The sequence below is a fragment of the Microbacterium oxydans genome, from assembly GCF_000956405.1.
GTDB classification, from domain to species: Bacteria; Actinomycetota; Actinomycetes; order Actinomycetales; family Microbacteriaceae; genus Microbacterium; species Microbacterium oxydans_C.
In genome coordinates, this window is sequence record NZ_JYIV01000028.1 from 225,940 (window position 1) to 244,949 (window position 19,010).

Sequence of the window (19,010 nt, forward strand, 5' to 3'; positions counted from 1 at the left end):
ATCGCGAAAGATCATCCGGCGCCCTCCCCCCACGCGGCAGCGCCCTCACCTACCCTGAGAGCATGAATGCGAGTGATCTCGGCCTCGTGCTGATCCCGCTGCTCGCCGTGGCGGCTCCGCTTCTCGCACGCGGCGTGCGACCGGTGGTCCGGGTGCCCATCGTGGTGTTCGAGCTCGTGCTCGGCATCCTCGTGGGACCGGCCGTGCTCGGCTGGGTCGAACCGGGACCGCTGCTGGAGAAGCTCAGCGACTTCGGCCTCGCGCTGCTGTTCTTCGTCGCAGGCACGGAGATCGACTTCAAGACGGTGGCGGGAAAGCCCCTCGCTCGTGCGTCCCTCGGGTGGCTGCTCAGTGTGCTGCTCGGTATCGGCCTCGGTTTCTTCTTCGCGCCGGGGGAGGGGATGGTGGTGGTCGGGATCGCGCTCAGCTCGACCGCCCTCGGCACGCTGATGCCGATCCTGCGCGACGCCCGCGAGCTGGACACTCCCTTCGGCCGTGCCATCAGCGCGATCGGCGCGGTGGGCGAGTTCCTGCCCCTCATCGCGATCTCGATCTTCCTGAGCACTCGGACGACACCCATCGCCACGGCCGTGCTGCTGACCTTCGTGGTGCTCGCCGGACTCGCGGTGCTGCTGGCGCATCGGGTGCCGCACGGGCGACTGCACCGCATCGTGCGCGCCACGCTGCACACCTCGGATCAGTTCGGCGTGCGCTTCGTGATCCTGCTCATCGCCGCACTCGTCGGGCTCAGCGTCATGCTCGATCTGGACATGCTGCTCGGGGCCTTCGTCGCCGGAGCGGTGTGGCGCATCATCATGGCGCGTGCGCCGAAGAAGGATGCGGAAGAGGTCGAGAGCAAGATCGAGGCCATTGCCTTCGGCTTCCTCGTGCCGATCTTCTTCCTCTATACCGGAGTTACGTTCGATCTGCAGGCGTTGCTGTCCTCGCCGACGGCGCTGGGACTGGTCCCGATCTTCCTGATCGCTCTGCTCGTGATCCGTGGGTCGGCTGCGCAGCTCTCGGCACCGGCGGGGGCGAGTGTGCGAGACCGTGCCGCCCTCGGGCTGCTGGCCGCGACAGGCCTGCCCATCATCGTCGCGGTCACGGCCATCGGTGTGGATCAGAAGATGCTCGACACCGGAACAGCCGCTGCGCTCGTCGGGGCAGGCATGCTCTCGGTGCTGCTCTATCCGCTGATCGGCATGACGCTCCGCGGCGATCGCGCAGAGGTCGTGGGCCCGCAGCTGGCCGACAAGACGAGACAGGGAGAACTGTGACCACCGCATCGGCTCAGTTGACGCAAGCCGTGAACGATCTGAGGGGTGCCCCGAAGGAGGGTCTCGGAGAGCAGAGAGACTCCCGCTGGCGCGGGCGTCGCATCGTTCGCGTCGGTGAGGCGTGGCACCTGGGCGTGCTGCTGCTGACCGAGACGCATGCGCTGGCGACGGCCGAGGTCCTGCGTGCGGCAGATCCCGGCCGTCGCGGCTACACCGCCGAGTCGGCTCGGGAGCGGGCGGAACGCAGGGCAGAGGCGCTGCGCGGAGGATTCGACGAGGGCGATGTCGTGCACGTGGGGTGGAGCGTCATCGACGTCGACGCCGTGGACGCCGGAGGTTCGTCCGGTCCTCTCGCTCTGGTCGACGGCGTGCCTTCCGTGCGATGGAGCACCGCGGGGGGATTCATGCCGTTGGAGGCATACCTGCGCGAACGCGTGCCACTGCTCCGCGACTCGTCGTCGGGCTGACTCAGGCGAAGGTCTCCGCGAAGCGGCGCAGCAGGGCCGCGCCTTCCGTGACCGACGCCGCGAGCACCTGCTGCTGCACGGCGTCGAACTCCTCGGGGTCGAAGTACCCCGTGGTGCGGTAGAAAGTCATCCGGTCGGCGAAGTCGCGAGGCGTCGGCTCGGGGTGGAACTGCGCGGCGTACAGATGCGTGCCCACGCGGTACGCCTGCACCGGACAGGCGGCGTTCGTGGCCAGCAGCACGGCACCGGGAGGGGTGGCCGCCGCGCTCTCCTTGTGAGCGGTGAAGACAGTCAGAGCGGAGCCGCTGGGCCCGAACACCGGGTCGACCGCGCCTGCCTGCGTGGTCTCGATGACCGTGGCGCTCGCAGGCTCCGGGGTGTCGGTCACCACCTCGCCGCCGAGCATGCGGGTCACGACGCCGATGCTGAAGCAGGTGAAGAACACGGCGACCTCGGCGGCCATCGCCGCGTCGGCCAGCGTGCGCAGGTCGGCCTCGACGCGAAGCTGCTCGTCGGACTTCACCACGTCCGAGACGTTGAACGGCGAACCTCCGACGACGATGCCGCGATAGTTCCGCAGGCTTTCGATCGGCAACGCCCCGTGCAGCAGATCGAGCCGGTCGACCACATCGACGCCCAGCGCCCGACGGAAGGAGGCGTGCTCGGCATCCGCCGCCCCGGTCTCGGGTCGCACGCAGACGTAGAGAAGCGAGGCCATCAGGAGATTCTAACGATCGCGCGTGGCCGAGCCGATGCGGTCACCGCGAGGAGTTCGCCGTGCGACCGCGGACGATGCCCACGAAAGTCTCCACGTCGGCCGTCGTGCGCTCGCGCGGCCACACCAGGGCGACGGTCGAGGTCGGTCCCTGCGCGAGGACGCGGTGATCGGCGTCCTTTCGGTGGTGCAGACGTGCGAGGGACATCGGGACGACGACGATCCCGACGCCGGATGCCGCCGTCGCGATCGCCTCGTCGGTGGGGAGGGGATCGAAGGTTGCCGGGACGGTCCCCGGGAGCTCAGGAGACCCCAGGACGTCGTCGGTCAGTGCGATCAGGACCTCGCCTTCGAGGTCGGCCGCAGTGAGCTGCTCCGCGGCCATCAGATGCGAATCCACGGCTGCGACGACGACCGGGACCTCGTCGTACAGGGGGATGATGTGCAGCGACTCGTCGGTGAGGGGCAGGCGAAGGAGCGCTGCATCGACCTCGTCGAGGGCATCGCGCTGTGCGCTGGGGTCGATCGTCACGAGCTCGAGCGGAACATGCGGCATCCGCTGCTTCCAGGCATCGATCCACTTGCCGGGGGTCGCGCCAGGCACAGCGCCCAGGCGGAAGGTGCGCGGCGCCTCCGGTTCGGGTTGCGGGGCATCGAAGACGACCTTGGCGGTCGGCTTCTTCGGCTTCTGCGGGGGATACCGCTCAGCGGGGGCTGCCTTGTTCCGGCGCACCGGTGTTCCGCGGCCTGTGCCCTTCGCGGGACGTCTTCCCTGGTTCGCCATGCTTTCAAGGCTACTCGGCGGGAATGCCAGGCACCTCCGTCAGCGCAGCAGGGCCGGTGGCGGAGAGCTTCCGCTGTGCGCGACGGACGAGCCCGGCAGCCCCGCCGACCAGGAACAGCACACCGACGGTCAGCAGCGCGACCGTGACGGCGGTCGTCGGGGTGAGGGCCAGCAGGGCTTCGGTGACCGCATCGCGGCGGTCGGCGTCTGCCAGCGTCCACAGGGCCGTCGCCGCGATCACGGCGAACAGGAGGCCCCAGATGATCGCAGCCCAGCGGGTGCGGGGTGCGGTGGTGGCGGTGCGGGGCACGGTGGGGGTCTCGGCGATCGTCGGAGCGCTCATCACTGGTCTTCCTTCGCGGGCTCGGCGACGGTGATGGAGATCTCACCGCTGTTCTGATCGAGGGTGATCGGCTGGATGGTCGTCGGGGAGGTGGTGTCGGCGGAGATGCTCTGCACGACCACCGTCTCATCTCCGTCGCGCTCGCCTCCGTCGCGCGTGCCGCGCCACGTGCCGGAGTCGACGATCGCTCCCGAGTCGCCCTCCACGCGGGTCCAGGTCACGGATGCCGTGTCCACGGTCGCTCGCAGCTGCAGCTCGACGCCGGGATCGACATAGATGTACGTCCCCCCGGAGGACTTCTCGATCACGATCGGTCGCGGCGCACCGTCGTGCTGATAGAGGGTGACGGAGAGGTCGCCGAACGGCTGACGGATGTGCTGCTCCCGGTTGTTGGTGACGGAGGCCCACCCGAAGGTCAATCCCTGGAGCGTCGAGAACGCGCCGGCCACGAGTCCGCCGACGAGGGTGATCACCGTCACGAAGGCCAGGAAACCGCTGCGCCGACGGAACGCTCCGGCGACGATCATCCCGAGTGCGAGGATCAACGCTGCGGCGAGGAGACCGAGAGCCCCTCCGAGGATCCCTCCGCCGGTCGCCAGTCCCACGGCAGCGCCCGTGATGATCGCGATTCCCAGCATCGTCGCCACGAACGGGAACCCGGCTCGCGGGTTCGACGCGCGGCGGATGCGTCGGCGCTCTGCCGCCTCCGACGCGAACACGGCGGCTTCGGCCTGGCGCTCACGGCGCAGCTGGTCTCTGGCGGCTCGTTCGACGTCCTGCTGCTGACGACGCCACGCCTGATCCTGTTCCTTCCAGGCGGCGTGCTGGGCGCGCCAGGCTTCGAGGGCTGCGGGATCCTGCGACCCGGGCGGCAGTGGAACCGGCGGCGCGGGCGGCGTGAGCGAAATGGATTCGTGCGCGGCGTCGGCTTCCACGACCGTGTGTGCGGCGAGGTCCGCCTCGGCGGAGAGAGTGGCGTCCGCCCCCTCGGCGGTACCCGAACCGACGAGGGGAGCGGACGCGGCCGGGGCCGTCTGATCTGCGGAAGCCATCGGCAGGTCAGACGCGGAAGCGCCCGGGGTGCGGCTGGCAGCACGCACGATCATGAAGAGCAGACCGGCGACGAGCGCGAGCCCGACGATCCAGCTGAGGAGGGAGAGGGCCGACCAGCCGTCGTAGCCGAGCCCGAACAGGCGGCCGGCGAGCGGAGCAGTCGGGAACAACCCGATCACGGCCATCGCCAGGATGCCCCACTGCACGGGCTGGTAATCGCGACGCAGCAGGTCTCGCACGTGGACGCGCCCATCGACATCGGGGAGCAGAGCCCAGGCGGCGGCATAGAGGAAGATCACCGGCAGCCCGAAGAGCGCGGCGACCACCAGCACGCCCCGCACGATGAGCGGGTCGATGCGCAGGCGGGCGGCGATCCCGGCGGCGACACCACCCAGCCAGCCTTCGGTGCGGGCGACGCCGAGACCGGCGACCCAGAGCAAGAAGCGGTCGGCGCCGCGCGGGATGCCCGTGCCGGGATCGCCGACGGCCGGAGCGTCGGGATCGGCAGGGGGCGGAGGCGCAGTCGGAATCGTCATGCTTCGATCCTGGCGGTGGCGCGGGGCGCTGTGCCATGGGGGGAACCCCTGAGCGACCCCTGATTCTCGCCGGGGGAGCCCCCGGAGCATCGGCGCGGATGATTGGATGGCGACATGTCCTCTTCGGCGCACGCTCCCGCGCGACCTCCGCGCGTCGCTGCTCCACCGCGCCCGTCGCTGACCCGCGATCGCGACTGCCTGGTCGCCGGTGTCAGTGCCGGACTCGCACGCCACCTGGGCGCACGGCCGTGGATGGTGCGTGCTCTGTTCATCGCCCTCGCGCTGTGCGGCGGTGCAGGGGTGCTGCTCTACGCCTGGTGCTGGATGTTCACGCCCTGGGCAGAGGGGGAGGACGCGCCGACCAGACGGATGCCCGTGGCCTGGCTGCTGCTGGCTCCCGCGGCCGTGGGAATGCTCATCGTGCTGGGGTGGCGTGGCGGCAGCGACTGGCTGAGCGGCGCGATCCCGGCAGACATCGCTGCGGTCGTGGTCGGCGCAACGGTGGCCTTCGCGACCGGCGCCGGACTCTGGGCGACCCTGATCGACCGCACCGACACGGCGCGTGGACCCCGGCACACGCTGAGTATCCGGGTCCTCTCGATCGTGTTGCTGGCGCTGCTGTTCGCGATCCTGCTGTCCTGGCCGGTTGCCCGCTCGGGCGTGGCACTGGTGCTGCTCCCGCTGGCGGGGCTCGCAGGCGTGGTGTCCTCGTCGTTGATCCCCCGGTGGCGTGAGCTGTCCGGTGAGCGCGTGCGTCGCATCCGCGAGGAGCAGCGCAGCCAGATGGCGGCCCACCTGCACGACTCGGTGTTGCAGACGTTGGCGTTGATCCAGAACAGGGCGGGAGCTTCCAGCGAAGCCGCGCGCCTCGCGAGAGCACAGGAGCGGGAGTTGCGGGCCTGGCTGTACGACGGTGATGCTCCCGCCGACAGCGATCTTCCGACGGACCTGCGCGACTATGCCGGTGCGTTGGAGCTCGACTACCCGGTGCGCATCGACGTGGTCTCCGCCGGCCTGTCGACCGAGCGGGCGAGCGGGGAGTTGGCAGCCGCCGCCAGGGAGGCGATCCTGAACGCAGCCCGCCACGCGGGCGGCGAGATCTCGGTGTACATCGAGGGGAGCGCGTCTGGCGTCGATGTGTTCATCCGCGATCGAGGCGCGGGCTTCCGACTCGACGACGTGCCCAGCGATCGGTTGGGCGTGCGTGAGTCGATCATCGGACGGATGCGCCGCGCAGGCGGCAGCGGAGGGGTTCGCAGCGACGAGAACGGCACCGAGGTGCATCTGCGCATCATGACGCCGTCACACCAGGAGCGCTCGGTGCCGCGTCCGACAGCTGCTCGGGAGGAGCACCATGGCTGAGAGCATCCGCGTCGTGATCGTCGACGACCATTCGATCTTCCGCTCCGGCCTCCGTGCCGACCTCGACACGGGCCTCGAAGTGGTGGGCGAAGCGGCTGATGTGCCGTCGGCGATCGCCGTGATCGCCGAGACGAGACCTGATGTCGTGCTCCTCGACGTGCATCTGCCCGGCGGCAGCGGCGAGGACGCGGCCGGAGGGGAGGCCGTGATCCGAGGATCATCCCCCACCGGTGCCCGCTTTCTCGCGTTGAGCGTGTCCGACGCGGCAGCCGACGTGGTGCGGGTGATCCGCGCAGGCGCGAGGGGTTACATCACCAAGGGGTCTTCGGGCATCGAGGTCAGCAGCGCGGTGCGGGCCGTGGCCGAGGGCGACGCGGTCTTCTCGCCGAGGCTTGCCGGTTTCGTGCTCGACGCCTTCGGGGCGGTCGCGGGCGAGACCGCGACCGCGACCGACGAGCTCGACCGTCTCTCGGCGCGGGAGCAGGAGGTCATGCGCCTGATCGCGCGCGGCTACGCCTACAAGGAGGTGGCGTCAGAGCTGTTCATCTCGATCAAGACGGTCGAGACGCACGTGTCGTCGGTGCTGCGCAAGCTGCAGCTCTCCTCACGACACGAACTCACGGCATGGGCCTCCGAGCGGCGCCTGTTGTGAGCGCACCGCTCGGGTGAGGTCGCTCAGGCCGCGAGCCACAGCCCTTTCTGGTCCGTCGCGATCGTGAGTCCCGCGGCGACGGTCTCGTCGTCGCCGATCCTGGCGCCGCGCACGATGCGCGCTCCGGCGCCGATGTCGGTGCGGACGCCCACGTAGGCGTGGTCGCCGATCGCCGCGCCGTGTCCGACGTGCGCGTGCGCGTCCACGAACGCGCCCTCGCCGATCACGGCGTCTTCGTCGATCCAGGCACCTCGGGCGATGGTCGCGCCGGCACCGACGCGCGCCCCCGGTTCGATATAGGCACCCGCCTCGATGTGTGCCTTCGGGTGCACCTTCGCGCCGTGCGCGACGAGACCCCGGCCATTCGCGTGCTTGCGATACCGCAGCGTCGCGCCCTGGTCGTTCTCGATGTCGACGTAGTTCTTGCCCACGATTCCTCCCGTGCTCCGGAGTTCTCCGGATATATCAACAACCACGACAGCGGCGGATTCATTCCCGCGGATGGATGTGGTCAGCGTTGACAGGAGGGGCACCAGAAGGTGATGCGTTCGCGGGTCGGATCGGCGCCCTGCTCGCCCCGTCGGATGAGGGTGCCGCAGCGTCGGCAGGGACGCCCGGCGCGGCCGTACACCCAGGTGCCCTGACCTGGGCGATCGACGCCCGTGAAGGTGCGGTGGCGGCGGTCCCGGTTGGCGCGGATCGTGCGCACGCCGAGGTCGAGGAGGGCGACGACATCGACTTCCGGCGTCGGTGTGGTCGGCAGGATTCCGCGGAGGAACAGCAGTTCTGCAGCATACTCATTGCCGAACCCCGCGACGTTGCGCTGATCGAGGAGCGCGACGTGGATGCTGCGGGCATCGGCCTCGAGCCGCCGGACCGCCTCGGCCGCATCCCAGTCATCGGCGAGCGGATCAGGCCCGAGGTACCCGACGAGTTCATCCTCGTCGCGGGTCGGGACGACCTCGATCTCCGCGATGTCGACGCCCACGGCCTCGCTCTTCGGTGTACCGACGATCGCACGCACCTTGAACGCGGGGTGACGCCACTTCTCGCCGGGGCGATAGGTGAACCACGCGCCGTCCATGCGCAGATGCGAATGCAGCGTGCTGTCGCCGATGCGCATGAGCAGATGCTTGCCGCGGGGGATCACGGCATGCACCGGCTGGCCGGTCAGATCGAGCGTCGCGAACCGCGGAACCCGGAGGTCGAATCGAGTGACTTCCGTGCCGGCCAGGGCCTCGTCGAGACGCCTCGCCGTGCGGAAGACGGTATCGCCCTCTGGCATCAGGGAGTACCGAGGGGAGTGGGCGGCGGCGGAGTGCGCGGCGACGCTGCGGGCGACGTGACGGGCGGAGCGGCGGGCGGAGTGGCAGCTCCGGCGCGTGCGAGCATGTCGCGGGCGAGCATCGTGCTACCCGCCACCGCAGCGGGCATGATCGCGACGGCGCCACCGGGGATCAGGAAGCAGAGCTGGGTCGCGACGCCGAAGCCGAGGACTCGTGCCCGGCTGCCCGAGAAAAGAGCGGCGCGCTGGGCAGGACTGAGATCACGCGCGTCGAAGGCGCGTCCGGTGAGCTCTCGGGCCAGCAGCCGACCGGTCAGGACGACTCCGGCGATGGGTCCGAAGAACCCACCGACGGCAGGGATCAGACCGATGAGGAGCACGGCGATCGCGATCAGGATGCCGAGCAGAATCAGGCGGAGTCCCTCACCGAGAGTGGTCCAGAAGCTGCCGCCGTCGGCCGGGGGAGCTGCGCCGAGGTCGGTCTCGACCACGTGCCAGATGCGCTGGTAGAAGGGATCGCCGATGGTCAGGGTGAGGGCGCTGAAGACCACGCTGGACAGGGCGAGCGCTGCCGCGACGATCACGAAGCTCACCGCCGACCGCAGCAGGCCCCGCCACGGTTCGAGCCACCCCTCGGCGAACGGGGTCAGCCAGGTGGAGACCGACGGCAGGCCGATGATCAGCGGTACGAGCGCGGCAGCGAGCAGGAGCAATGCGATGATCGCGGGGACCAGTCCGAGCAGCATGAGTCCCGGCCGGGTGCGCCACAGCCCGAAGCCGCGCAGCAGTGTGCGGATACCGGTGGCGAACTCGCGGATCATGGCTTCCAGCGTAGGCGTAGTGCTCAGACGACCTTGCGGAGTGTGTATCCGCGCGGGGTCGCCACGAAGCCGGACTCCTGCAGCGCGAGGGCGAGTTCGGTGCCGTAGACGCCCTCTCCGTTGAGCTTCTCGACGGTCAGAGTGTCGAGGCGGCGGGCGCGCGCGGTGGCCGCGAGGTCGGAGGCCGCGGCGCGCAGCACCTCGGCGTCGTCGCTGAAGGACAGCACCGTGCGTCCGCCGCGTTCGAGGGACAGCACCAGAGCGCCGTCGACGAGCACGACCAGACCGCCCGCTTTGCGCCCTGGACGATGCGAGACCCCGTCGAGCTTGGGCCAGCCGAGGGCGGCGCCGTAGGGGTTCGCGGGATCGGTCGACGCGAGGGTCACGGCCTTGCGCGGCGGCGGATCCGCGAGGCCCGCATAGGTACGCAACCGGTCGACGGTGCCTGACGCGGCGAACTGCGCCGCGCCGAGCTTCTCGATCACGTAGCCCCGGCGGCAGTGGCCCGCCTCTTCGAAGCCCGCGAGCACCCGGTATGCCTGGGCGAAGCCGCCGGGGACGCCCTCGGCCTGCACGGTGCCACGCGTGACGACGCCGTAGCGGTCGAGCAGGAGCCCTGCGGTGACGGTGGCCCTACGGGCCGGATCGGTCTCGAGCGCGGGCAGCAGCGACCAGCGTCCGCCGATCGAGGGCGGGCGGGGCGCCGCGGTCCCGGTGAAGGACACGCCACGGTAGGTGCGGGCGCGGGGCGCACGGCGTTTGACCTTGTGTGCCTGCGAGCCGCCGGTGAGGAGAGAGCGGATCGGGGCGAAGGTGTCGTTGGTGACGTAGCCCGCCCAGGTCAGTGACCACAGCGCTTCGAGCACCGACTGCTCGTTCTCGGCCGCCGCCATGTCTTTCAGCTGTCCCGCGAAGTAGGCGCCCCCGACGTCGAGCGCGATGAGGATGCGCGACTCCAGGGAGTCGGATGCGATCTCGGCGTCGCGCTCCGGGAGGGTGAAGGGCGCGATGTCGGCCGGATGCAGCGACACCCAGCCGTCCCGTCCCGGGAGGGTGCCGTGTCCGGACCAGATGACCTCGCCCGATGCCGTCAGTTCGTCGAGCATCGCCGGGGAGTAGTCGCGCACGCGTGAGGGCAGGATGAGCGACTCCCACGCGCTCGCGGGGATCGGCACACCGGCGAACTGCTCGATCACGTTCAGCACGCCGTCGACGCCTTCGAGCGGTCGTCCGATGTGCTGCCAGTCAGGGAGGAAGCGCGCGTACGCCTCGGGGGACACCGGTTCGACCGAGCCGCGGATGGCCGCCAGCGAGCGCATCCGGAGCCGACGCAGCACCTCGGAGTCGCACCACTCGATCGCGTCGCCGCTGCCTGCCGCCTCGGGCAGGAAGTAACCGCTCGTGAGCCGTCCTGCCGTCTCGAGCCGCTGCAGCGTATGCCGGGCGACGGCGGCTCCGAGGCCGAATCGCGAGGCGACGGCATCCGTCGTGAACGGTCCGTGCGTTCGGGCATGACGAGCCACGAGGTCGCCGAGCGGATCGGCGACCGGTTCGAGGAACGCCACCGGGATTCCCGTGGGCAACGCGGCTCCGAGCGCATCGCGCAGGCGCCCGGCATCCTCGATCGCGGCGACCCTGCTCGTTCCGGCGATCGTGACGGGGATCGCCCTGCGCGCGGTGACGAGCTCCTCGAGCAGAGCGGCGGCAGAGGTGCCGGTAATCGACTCGGGGTCGAGGCGCGCGGTGACCTCCTCGGCGTCGAGCGGGCCGAGCATGCGGAGCAGGTCGGCGACGCCCTCGAGCCCTCGTGCGCGGCGGTCGGGATCGAGACGCTGGGCTTCGCGTTCGAACTGGGCGATCACGTCGGGATCGAGCAACTCGCGCAGCTCGACCGTGCCCAGCAGCTCTCCGAGCAGGGCAGGGTCGACCGAGAGTGCGGCGGCCCTCCGTTCGGCGAGCGGAGAGTCTCCCTCGTACATGAAGGCGCCCACGTAGCCGAAAAGCAGGTCGCGGGCAAAGGGCGACGGCTGGCCAGGCTCGGTCTCGACCAGGCGGATGCGGCGGTCGGCGATCGAGGTCGCGAGCGTACGCAGCGACGGCAGGTCGTAGACATCCTGCAGCACCTCGCGCAGGGTCTCCAGGATGACCGGGAACGTCGGATGGCGCCTGGCGACCTCGAGCAACTGCGCCGACCGCTGCCGCTGCTGCCACAGCGGTGTGCGCTTGTTCGGATTCATGCGGGGCATGAGCAGTGCTCGCGCGGCGCACTCCCGGAATCGGGAGGCGAACAGCGCGGACCCTCCGACCTCCTGGGTGACCAGGAGCTCCAACTCCTCGGGGTCGAACACGAACAGCTCGGCACCGGGAGGTTCCGCCTCGGCATCGGGGATACGCACGATGATGCCGTCGTCGCTCGCGACCGCCGATCCTTCCACGCCGAGACGTTCGCGCACCCGGGCGTTGATCGCCAGGGCCCACGGTGCGTGCACCTTCATGCCGTAGGGGGAGTGCAGGATCACCCGCCAGTCGCCGACCTCGTCGCGCCCGCGCTCGACGGTGAGGGTGCGGTCGGTGGGGAGCGTGCCCGTCGCCTCGCGCTGCTCGGTCAGGTGCGCCATGAGATTCGTCCGCGCCTGTTCGTCGAGTCCCGCCTCGATGAGCCGCTGCGCCGCCTTCTCCGGGGTGGCCGCCGACACCTCGCGCGAGAACGCGCCCAGAGCCTCACCCAGTTCGAATGGGCGCCCGATGCCATCGCCGTGCCAGAACGGCACCTTGCCCGGCTGTCCGTAGGCGGGGATCACGTTCACGCGGTCGTGGGTGATCTCGGCGATCCGCCAGCTCGTCGTGCCGAGCGTGAACACGTCGCCCACCCTCGACTCGTAGACCATCTCCTCGTCGAGCTCGCCGACCCTGGCGCCGGTCGACTCGCCCGCGACGAACACGCCGAACAGGCCGCGGTCGGGGATCGTGCCGCCGCTGGTCACGGCGATGCGCTGCGCACCCGGCCGTCCGGTCAGCGTGCCGGCGTCGCGATCCCATACGAGGCGCGGACGCAGCTCGGCGAACTCGTCCGAAGGGAAGCGGCCGGCCAGCAGATCGAGCGTCGCCTCATATGCCGAACGCGGAAGCGCCTGGAACGGCGCCGACCGGCGGACGGTCTCGAACCACTCCTCGACGCCGATGGCTCCCAGCGCGCTCGCCGCCACGGTCTGCTGCGCCAGGATGTCGAGCGGGTTGCGCGGCACCTGGATCGCCTCGATCTTGCCCGCCAGCATGCGCTCGGTCACGATCGCGGTGTGCAGCACGTCGCCGCGGTGCTTCGGGAAGAGGGCGGCTCGGCTGATCTCGCCCACCTGGTGCCCGGCACGGCCGACGCGCTGCAGACCCGAGGCCGCAGACGGCGGAGCCTCGACCTGGATCACGAGGTCGACGGCACCCATGTCGATGCCGAGCTCGAGGCTGCTCGTCGCCACGACGCAGCGCAGCACGCCGGACTTGAGCTCCTCTTCGACCTGTGCCCGCTGCTCTTTCGACACCGATCCGTGGTGCGCTTTCGCGAGCACGGGATCGGCGCCGGCGGTGGCACCGGCCTGGGCCATCATCGCGGCGGGGACGGTCGCATCGGGGAGGGGGACGCCGATCCGCTCGGAGTAGATCTCGTTGAGGCGCCCGGTGAGGCGTTCGGCCAGACGGCGGGAGTTGGCGAACACGATCGTCGAGTTGTTCTGCAGGATGCGGTCGACGATCGCCTCCTCGACGTGCGGCCACACCGAGCCGGTGACCTCGGAGTACTCGGCGTCGTCGACGTCTCCCGGTACTCCGGGAGGCGGAGGCGGGTTCGTCATGTCGTCCATCGGGACGACCACCCCGAGTTCGAAGGTCTTGGAGGCGGGAGGTGCCACGATCTCGACCGGGGCCGAGCCGCCGAGGAACCGCGCCACCTCGTCGATCGGCCGCACCGTGGCGGAGAGCCCGATGCGCTGAGCAGGTGTCTCGACGCCGTTCGCGCGGCGCAGGGCGTCGAGGCGTTCGAGGCTGACGGCGAGATGCGCGCCACGTTTGGTGGCGGCGACGGCATGCACCTCGTCGATGATCACGGTATGCACGCCGCGCAGCGTCTCGCCGGCGCGACTCGTGAGCATGAGGTACAGCGACTCGGGGGTCGTGATGAGGATGTCGGGCGGATCGGACACCAGCTTGCGGCGGTCGCTCGATGTGGTGTCGCCGGAGCGCACCCCGACCGTGACCGCAGGGGCCGCCACTCCGAGCCTTCTGGCCGACTGGCCGATGCCGATCAGCGGGGAGCGGAGGTTGCGCTCGACGTCGACGCCGAGGGCCTTCAAGGGGGAGATGTAGAGGATGCGCGTGCGCGGCTCGCCCTTCGCCGGCGGTGCACCCTCTCCCATGCGCTCGCGGAACACGCTGTCGATGGCCCACAGGAACGCGGACAGCGTCTTGCCTGACCCGGTCGGGGCGACCACGAGCGCGTGCCGGCCTGCGGAGATCGCGTTCCAGGCGCCGGCCTGTGCGGGGGTGGGCGCGGGGAACGCCCCCCGGAACCAGTCCTGCGTCGCGGGGGTGAAGCGGTCGAGCACGTCGCTCATCCCTCCATCATCGTCGAGGCCGCGGACATCGGGGTCGTGACGATGTCCGCGGGAGGGAGGATGCTGGGGGATGCCGCACACCACGAACTACGTCGACACCTTCATCGAGGTCGCGGAGGACTGCCCCATCGATCATGCGACCGAGCCGCCGATCGCCGGGAAACCCACCATCGCAGCGATGCACTACCAGCTGATCGCCGAGCAGCCCTACGCGCGCACCTCCGACGACGTGATCTTCGAGACGTATGCGCTGCGCAACGGCATCGCGGTGGACGACGCCGCCGCACGGGAGTCGTTCTTCTCGAAAGGACAGCCCTGCCTGCGGTCCTCGCCGCTGGGGAAGCGCTACGGATGGGGACTCCACCACGACGCCGAGGGTCGGGTCGCGCTGGTGCCGCGGGACTCGGCGGAGTACGCGGCGCTCGCCGCAGACCCCGCACTCACGCATACCCGGGCGATGCGGGGTCGGCGAGCATGAGGTGCGACCGACGCTCGCCGAGGCGACGGTAGCGGGGCACGCCGGCGAAGCCGACGAGCAGGGGAGGCGGCGTCGTACTGAGGTACGACGCCGCGCGGAGAGAGGCACTCCGGGCCGACGCGACGGGGTGGCCTCCGCTCGTACCGTCACCCTATGCCCGTCGAGAACACCACCCCTGACACTGCCCGTGACACCGCTGCTCACACCGCCTCCGACGCTCTCCGTGCCATCGCCTCGATCGCCGGAAGCGTGCTCGTCGCCGCCGCCCTGACCATCATCTGGGTCGCGCGGATGAGCATCGACCGGGTCCTGTACGTGAGCGGTCTCGGAGCAGACGGAGAGCCGACCGCCGGGTGGTTCGCGTTCGCCCTGCTGCTCCTCGCCGTGGGTGGCTTCTCGGTCGCGTGGGCGGCACGCGGTCTGCGGTCGACCGTGCCCTGGCTGAGCATCTGGACGCCATCGTTCTCGGTCGCGATGGCCTCCGCACTGTTCCTCGTGGCGTCGCAGGTCACGTGCACGACCGGATGCCCGCTTCCCGTCGGGCTCGCGTTCACCTGGCAGGACCTGGTGCACACGACCGTCGCCGTCCTGGCTTTCGCGCTGGCTGCGTTCGCGATGCTCCAGGTGTCGTTCGTCGAGGGGAGGCGCACGCTGCGGGTCCTCTCCCTGGTGGCAGGCGTCTCGACCGCCGTGATCGCTGGGGCCGGCGGCATCCTCTCCCTGCTGCAGTTCCGCACCGACATCGGCAGCATCCTCGAGCTCGTCGCGACCACGATCGGCATGGGCTGGCTCGCGGTCCTCGGCATGGACACGGCGATAGCGCGACGTCGGCGGCCGCGGCGTGCGACATGGAGTCCCGCCCCTCGAGCCGTCGCCCTCCACCGCAGCACGTCGAGAGGCGCCGTGACGGGTCCGCTCGTCGCCGTCTCCCGCTGAGGGAACGGCGACGTGCGGTGCGTAGAGTCGTCACATGCGAGGGTCAGCACCGGTCGGCGACGTCGGGGTCCGTGAGGTGGGCCTGCCACGGCCGCCCGGAGTCGTGCGGCGGTTCTGGGGCAGTCGTCCCTGGCTCTTCGACAGCCTGCTCGCCGCGCTCTACTTCGTGCTCGGCGACTTCTGGGCCCTGATCACGCCGCTCTCCTCCGGCCGATGGTCACCGCTCGCGCCGATCCTCATCCCGGTGATGCTCACGCTCGTCGGCGCGGTGGCGCTCCTCTTCCGCCGCCACCGGCCCTGGCTCACCTTCGCGGCGTTCGCTCTGATCTCCGTGGTCGCACTCGTCACGGACACGCTGGCAGACCCGATCGGCATCAGCTTGGCGCTGTACGCCCTGTTCGTGTACCGCTCGAACCGCAGCGGATGGATCGCGTTCGCGGTGACGGTGTTCGTCGGCATCCTCGTGTTCCCCCTGCTGGACTGGTTGCGCCAGGGAGAACTGGATCGGGCCTTCACGAGCGTGCCGGAGAGTCTGTTCTTCCTGGTCGTGATGCTGATCGCGGCCCTTCTCGGTGTCACCGTCGGCGACCGCCGGAGGTACATCGGAGCGATCCTCGATCGCGCCAACCAGCTCGCGCGCGAACGCGACCAGCAGGCACGGATCGCGACCCTGGCCGAGCGCGCACGGATCACCCGCGAGATCCACGACGTCGTGGCGCACAGCGTGTCGGTGATGGTGTCGCTCGCCGACGGCGCGGACGCGCTGGCCGAGAAGGATCCGCAGCGGTCGAGGGACGCCGTCCAGGAGATCGGTGCGATCGGACGGCAGTCGCTCGTCGAGATGCGGCAGCTGCTCGGAGCCTTGGGCGACGACACGGCCGAGAGCGAAGAGGATGGCCCGTTGCGGCCGAATCCAGGGCTGACAGAGCTCGCGACCCTCGTCGAGACCTTCCGGACGGCAGGGCTTCCCGTGTCGGTGCAGACCGTGGGGAGCGCGCCCTCGTCGCCTGCTCTGCAGAACACGATCCACCGCATCGTGCAGGAGGCGCTCACGAACGCGCTGCGCTATGCGAAGAGCCCGAGCGAGGTGCGGGTGCTGCTCGATTTCCGGGGCGACGTCCTCGTGGTCGACGTCATCGACGACGGGCAGCCGGGACCACCGGCCGCCTCGGTGGGATCGGGCCGCGGTCTCGTCGGGATCCGTGAGCGGGCGCGCCTCGCCGGCGGAACCGTGCAGGCCGGGCCATTGCCCGATGGTGGATGGCGCGTGCGAGTCGAGATCCCCGAACAGGAGGAACAGCGGTGACCGAAGAGAAGATCCGGGTGCTCATCGTCGACGATCATGAGCTGATTCGGCGCGGGATGAGGATGGTGCTCGACGCCGAGGACGACATGAAGGTCGTCGGCGAGGCGGCATCGGGAGCCGAGGCGGTGCACATGGCGGGCGATCTGCGTCCCGATGTGATCCTGATGGACATCCGGATGCCGGAGATGGACGGTATCGAGGCGACCAGGCGCATCGTCAGGGGCACTCCGGCGAGCCGGGTGCTGGTGCTCACGACCTTCGACCTCGACGAGTACGCCTTCGGAAGCCTTCGAGCCGGCGCGAGCGGGTTCCTGTTGAAGAACACCCCGCCCGCACAGCTGACCGCCGCGATCCGGGCGATCGCCGCCGGCGATGCCCTGGTCTCGCCGCGGGTCACCAGAGCGATGCTCGACCTGTTCGCCACGCGCCTGCCCCGGCAGCCGGAGCGGGAGGATGCGCGGTTGGATGTGCTCACCGAGCGGGAGCGCGACGTGTTGCTCGCGATCGCCAAGGGCTACAACAACACGGAGATCGGCGAGAGCCTCTTCGTGTCGGAGTCGACCGTGAAGACGCACGTCGGCCGAGTGCTGCTGAAACTGGGCCTGCGCGATCGGGTGCAAGCCGTCATCCTCGCGTACGAGGTCGGCCTGGTCTGAGGGGACGCGGCGTCGGGGAGGAGGTCTCCCCGTCGCCGCGTCGCCGCGTCACGGCGTGAGCGTCACTTCCTGCAGTGCGCCGTCGCCGTCGATCTCGAGCGTCAGATCGAGGTCGAGGCGGCGCAGGAACGCGTCGTCGTGGCTCACGACGAGCACGGCACCTCGGTAGGCGCGGAGGGCTTCGACGAGCTGGTCGACCGTGTCGAGGTCGAGGTTGTTCGTCGGTTCGTCGAGCACCACGAGGTGCGGCGCAGGGTCGGCGAGCAGCAGCGTCGCCAGTGCGACGCGGAACCGCTCGCCGCCGGAGAGCGACGCCACCGGACGCTCGGCCGTGGCTCCTCGGATGAGGAACCGCGCGAGCCGGTTGCGCAGCTCCTTCTCCGGTACGTGGGGTGCCGCGGCGGCGATGTTCTCGAACACCGAGCGGTCCTCGTCCAGTCCGTCGACCCGCTGTGGCAGGTAGGCGACCAGGTCGGTGTGGGCCTCAGCGTGCAGCGGATGCTCGTCCGGAGCCGAGTCGTCGGAGACCAGCCGTTCGAGCAGGGTGGTCTTGCCTGCGCCGTTCCTTCCGATCAGCGCCACCCGCTCCGGCCCCTGCACGACCCACTCCCGCTCGTGATCGCCGATCGTCGCGATGCGGCGGGTGCGGGACACCTGCGGGTCGGGCAGCTCGATCTTCATCGACGAATCCGAGCGCACACGCCGCCCCGCTTCATCGAGGACTGAGCGTGCGGCGTCCTCCTTCGCACCGACCTCGGTACGCAGGCGGCCGGCTGAGACCTCCGCGGCCATCTTGCGACCGTGAGCGATGATCTTCGGGACGCGCTTCTCGATCTCCGCCTTCTTCGCGGTGCGCGCGCGGTGGGCGAGCTTCACCTCGGCTTCGATCCGCTGACGCTTCTCCTTGCGGAGCACCTGGGCAGCGGCGACCTCGGCCTGCTTCGCCGCGTCCTGCTCGGCATCCAGCCAGGCCCGCCACTCGGAGTAGGGGCCGCCGAACACGCTCAGCGTCTGGGCGTAGAGCTCGGCCGTGTCGTCCATCAACTCGAGCAGCGACAGGTCGTGACTCACGACGATGAGCGTTCCCTTCCAGGCGCGCACCATCGCCGCGAGCTTCGCTCTGGCGTCGCGGTCGAGGTTGTTCGTCGGCTCGTCGAGGAGTGTGATCGGCGCGCGGCGCAGACGGATGCCGGCGATCGCGACGAGCACGGCCTCGCCGCCGGACAACTCTCCGACCGTGCGGTCGAGGAAGGCCGGGGCCAGTCCCGCCTCGGCCAGTGACGCCTCAGCGCGTGCCTCGATGTCCCAGTCGTCACCGACCGCATCGAAGTGGGCGGGGTCGACGTCACCCCTGCCGATCGCCCGCACGGCGTCGAGCGCTGCGGACACCCCGAGCAGGTCGGCGACGCGGCGGTCGACGTCGAGTGTCAGCTGCTGCGGGAGGTATGCGACCTCGCCGGACGCGGTGACGACGCCCGACGTGGGATCGAGTTCACCGGCGATCAGTCGCAGCAGCGTGGACTTGCCCGCGCCGTTGCGCCCGACCAGGCCGGTGCGCCCCGAGCCGAAGGAGCCGGAGACCCCGTCGAGTGCGAGGGAGCCGTCGGGCCAGATGAAGGTGAGGCGGTCGAGGACGACCGATGCGTGAAGAGCTGTGGGGGTTGACATGAGTGTCTCCTGTCGAGTGCGAGGGTGCACTGACACCGAGCTCCTGCCGGGCCGTGACAGGCGTCAC

The 19,010-nt window shown here is 70.2% G+C and carries 17 protein-coding genes; 8 read left to right on the top strand and 9 right to left on the bottom strand.

The features are described 5' to 3' along the window. Positions 1 to 62: 62 nt before the first annotated feature. Both RN51_RS13615 and RN51_RS13620 read left to right on the top strand, forming a co-directional pair. Entirely contained in the window at positions 63 to 1,277 is a 1,215-nt protein-coding gene (locus tag RN51_RS13615) for a cation:proton antiporter (protein ID WP_045264584.1), read from the top strand. Further along, on the top strand, positions 1,274 to 1,744 hold the full coding sequence (locus tag RN51_RS13620) for a hypothetical protein (protein WP_045264585.1): 471 nt from the start codon (positions 1,274 to 1,276) through the stop codon (positions 1,742 to 1,744). Before RN51_RS13615 ends, RN51_RS13620 begins: the two co-directional genes overlap by 4 nt. 1 nt (position 1,745) lies before the next feature. Here RN51_RS13620 and RN51_RS13625 read toward each other — a convergent pair whose 3' ends face one another. Genes RN51_RS13625 through RN51_RS13640 form a run of 4 tightly spaced genes read right to left on the bottom strand, consistent with a single transcriptional unit; the run spans position 1,746 to position 5,175 of the window. After that, the gene (locus RN51_RS13625; protein WP_045264586.1) at positions 1,746 to 2,462 is read right to left on the bottom strand and encodes a glutamine amidotransferase-related protein; all 717 of its coding nucleotides are present in this window, start codon (positions 2,460 to 2,462) and stop codon (positions 1,746 to 1,748) included. A 40-nt stretch (positions 2,463 to 2,502) separates the two neighbouring features. Next, positions 2,503 to 3,243: a substrate-binding domain-containing protein gene (locus RN51_RS13630; protein ID WP_231579303.1), complete on the bottom strand. Its 741-nt coding sequence runs from the start codon at positions 3,241 to 3,243 to the stop codon at positions 2,503 to 2,505. A gap of 10 nt (positions 3,244 to 3,253) precedes the next feature. After that, the gene (locus RN51_RS13635) at positions 3,254 to 3,586 is read right to left on the bottom strand and encodes a hypothetical protein (protein ID WP_045264587.1); all 333 of its coding nucleotides are present in this window, start codon (positions 3,584 to 3,586) and stop codon (positions 3,254 to 3,256) included. After that, the gene (locus RN51_RS13640; protein WP_045264588.1) at positions 3,586 to 5,175 is read right to left on the bottom strand and encodes a PspC domain-containing protein; all 1,590 of its coding nucleotides are present in this window, start codon (positions 5,173 to 5,175) and stop codon (positions 3,586 to 3,588) included. Before RN51_RS13640 ends, RN51_RS13635 begins: the two co-directional genes overlap by 1 nt. 114 nt (positions 5,176 to 5,289) lie before the next feature. On the opposite strand from RN51_RS13640, the gene RN51_RS13645 reads away from it, so the two are divergent. Both RN51_RS13645 and RN51_RS13650 read left to right on the top strand, forming a co-directional pair. After that, positions 5,290 to 6,537 carry an ATP-binding protein gene (locus tag RN51_RS13645; RefSeq protein WP_045264589.1) on the top strand — a complete coding sequence of 416 codons (1,248 nt, stop codon included), beginning with the start codon at positions 5,290 to 5,292 and terminating at the stop codon, positions 6,535 to 6,537. Continuing rightward, the gene (locus tag RN51_RS13650; RefSeq protein WP_045264590.1) at positions 6,530 to 7,189 is read left to right on the top strand and encodes a LuxR C-terminal-related transcriptional regulator; all 660 of its coding nucleotides are present in this window, start codon (positions 6,530 to 6,532) and stop codon (positions 7,187 to 7,189) included. The genes RN51_RS13645 and RN51_RS13650 overlap by 8 nt, the downstream gene beginning before the upstream one ends. Before the next feature lie 23 nt (positions 7,190 to 7,212). On the opposite strand, the gene RN51_RS13655 is transcribed toward RN51_RS13650, so the two are convergent. The 4 genes from RN51_RS13655 to RN51_RS13670 form a co-directional block, all read right to left on the bottom strand. Further along, positions 7,213 to 7,620, bottom strand: coding sequence for a DapH/DapD/GlmU-related protein (locus RN51_RS13655; RefSeq protein ID WP_017829277.1), 408 nt, complete (start codon positions 7,618 to 7,620; stop codon positions 7,213 to 7,215). An 80-nt stretch (positions 7,621 to 7,700) separates the two neighbouring features. Beyond that, a complete protein-coding gene (locus RN51_RS13660) occupies positions 7,701 to 8,474 on the bottom strand; it encodes a DNA-formamidopyrimidine glycosylase family protein (RefSeq protein ID WP_045264591.1) in 774 nt (257 codons plus the stop codon). Then, positions 8,474 to 9,295: an EI24 domain-containing protein gene (locus RN51_RS13665; RefSeq protein ID WP_045264592.1), complete on the bottom strand. Its 822-nt coding sequence runs from the start codon at positions 9,293 to 9,295 to the stop codon at positions 8,474 to 8,476. The genes RN51_RS13660 and RN51_RS13665 overlap by 1 nt, the downstream gene beginning before the upstream one ends. Positions 9,296 to 9,318: 23 nt before the next feature. Next, complete coding sequence (locus RN51_RS13670; protein ID WP_045264593.1) at positions 9,319 to 13,899, bottom strand: ATP-dependent helicase; 4,581 nt, start codon at positions 13,897 to 13,899, stop codon at positions 9,319 to 9,321. A gap of 70 nt (positions 13,900 to 13,969) precedes the next feature. On the opposite strand from RN51_RS13670, the gene RN51_RS13675 reads away from it, so the two are divergent. The 4 genes from RN51_RS13675 to RN51_RS13690 all read left to right on the top strand — a co-directional run bounded on the left by RN51_RS13675 (position 13,970) and on the right by RN51_RS13690 (position 17,275). After that, positions 13,970 to 14,377: a DUF6157 family protein gene (locus tag RN51_RS13675; protein WP_045264594.1), complete on the top strand. Its 408-nt coding sequence runs from the start codon at positions 13,970 to 13,972 to the stop codon at positions 14,375 to 14,377. A gap of 153 nt (positions 14,378 to 14,530) precedes the next feature. Then, positions 14,531 to 15,313 carry a DUF998 domain-containing protein gene (locus RN51_RS13680; protein ID WP_082066598.1) on the top strand — a complete coding sequence of 261 codons (783 nt, stop codon included), beginning with the start codon at positions 14,531 to 14,533 and terminating at the stop codon, positions 15,311 to 15,313. A gap of 34 nt (positions 15,314 to 15,347) precedes the next feature. Next, positions 15,348 to 16,619, top strand: a complete 1,272-nt coding sequence (locus tag RN51_RS13685; RefSeq protein WP_052674728.1) for a sensor histidine kinase — start codon at positions 15,348 to 15,350, stop codon at positions 16,617 to 16,619. Next, complete coding sequence (locus RN51_RS13690) at positions 16,616 to 17,275, top strand: response regulator (protein WP_045264595.1); 660 nt, start codon at positions 16,616 to 16,618, stop codon at positions 17,273 to 17,275. Before RN51_RS13685 ends, RN51_RS13690 begins: the two co-directional genes overlap by 4 nt. 48 nt (positions 17,276 to 17,323) lie before the next feature. Here the strand turns inward: RN51_RS13690 and RN51_RS13695 are convergent, their stop codons facing one another. Continuing rightward, entirely contained in the window at positions 17,324 to 18,943 is a 1,620-nt protein-coding gene (locus RN51_RS13695) for an ABC-F family ATP-binding cassette domain-containing protein (protein ID WP_045264596.1), read from the bottom strand. Positions 18,944 to 19,010 lie beyond the last annotated feature (67 nt).

Excerpts from the sequence above, each read along its gene's own strand:
- RN51_RS13615 (WP_045264584.1), top strand. The coding sequence starts at position 63 with ATGAATGCGAGTGATCTCGGCCTCGTGCTGATCCCGCTGCTCGCCGTG.
- RN51_RS13625 (WP_045264586.1), bottom strand. The coding sequence starts at position 2,462 with ATGGCCTCGCTTCTCTACGTCTGCGTGCGACCCGAGACCGGGGCGGCG.
- RN51_RS13630 (WP_231579303.1), bottom strand. The coding sequence starts at position 3,243 with ATGGCGAACCAGGGAAGACGTCCCGCGAAGGGCACAGGCCGCGGAACA.
- RN51_RS13635 (WP_045264587.1), bottom strand. The coding sequence starts at position 3,586 with ATGAGCGCTCCGACGATCGCCGAGACCCCCACCGTGCCCCGCACCGCC.
- RN51_RS13640 (WP_045264588.1), bottom strand. The coding sequence starts at position 5,175 with ATGACGATTCCGACTGCGCCTCCGCCCCCTGCCGATCCCGACGCTCCG.
- RN51_RS13645 (WP_045264589.1), top strand. The coding sequence starts at position 5,290 with ATGTCCTCTTCGGCGCACGCTCCCGCGCGACCTCCGCGCGTCGCTGCT.
- RN51_RS13650 (WP_045264590.1), top strand. The coding sequence starts at position 6,530 with ATGGCTGAGAGCATCCGCGTCGTGATCGTCGACGACCATTCGATCTTC.
- RN51_RS13660 (WP_045264591.1), bottom strand. The coding sequence starts at position 8,474 with ATGCCAGAGGGCGATACCGTCTTCCGCACGGCGAGGCGTCTCGACGAG.
- RN51_RS13665 (WP_045264592.1), bottom strand. The coding sequence starts at position 9,295 with ATGATCCGCGAGTTCGCCACCGGTATCCGCACACTGCTGCGCGGCTTC.
- RN51_RS13670 (WP_045264593.1), bottom strand. The coding sequence starts at position 13,899 with ATGAGCGACGTGCTCGACCGCTTCACCCCCGCGACGCAGGACTGGTTC.
- RN51_RS13675 (WP_045264594.1), top strand. The coding sequence starts at position 13,970 with ATGCCGCACACCACGAACTACGTCGACACCTTCATCGAGGTCGCGGAG.
- RN51_RS13680 (WP_082066598.1), top strand. The coding sequence starts at position 14,531 with ATGCCCGTCGAGAACACCACCCCTGACACTGCCCGTGACACCGCTGCT.
- RN51_RS13685 (WP_052674728.1), top strand. The coding sequence starts at position 15,348 with ATGCGAGGGTCAGCACCGGTCGGCGACGTCGGGGTCCGTGAGGTGGGC.
- RN51_RS13695 (WP_045264596.1), bottom strand. The coding sequence starts at position 18,943 with ATGTCAACCCCCACAGCTCTTCACGCATCGGTCGTCCTCGACCGCCTC.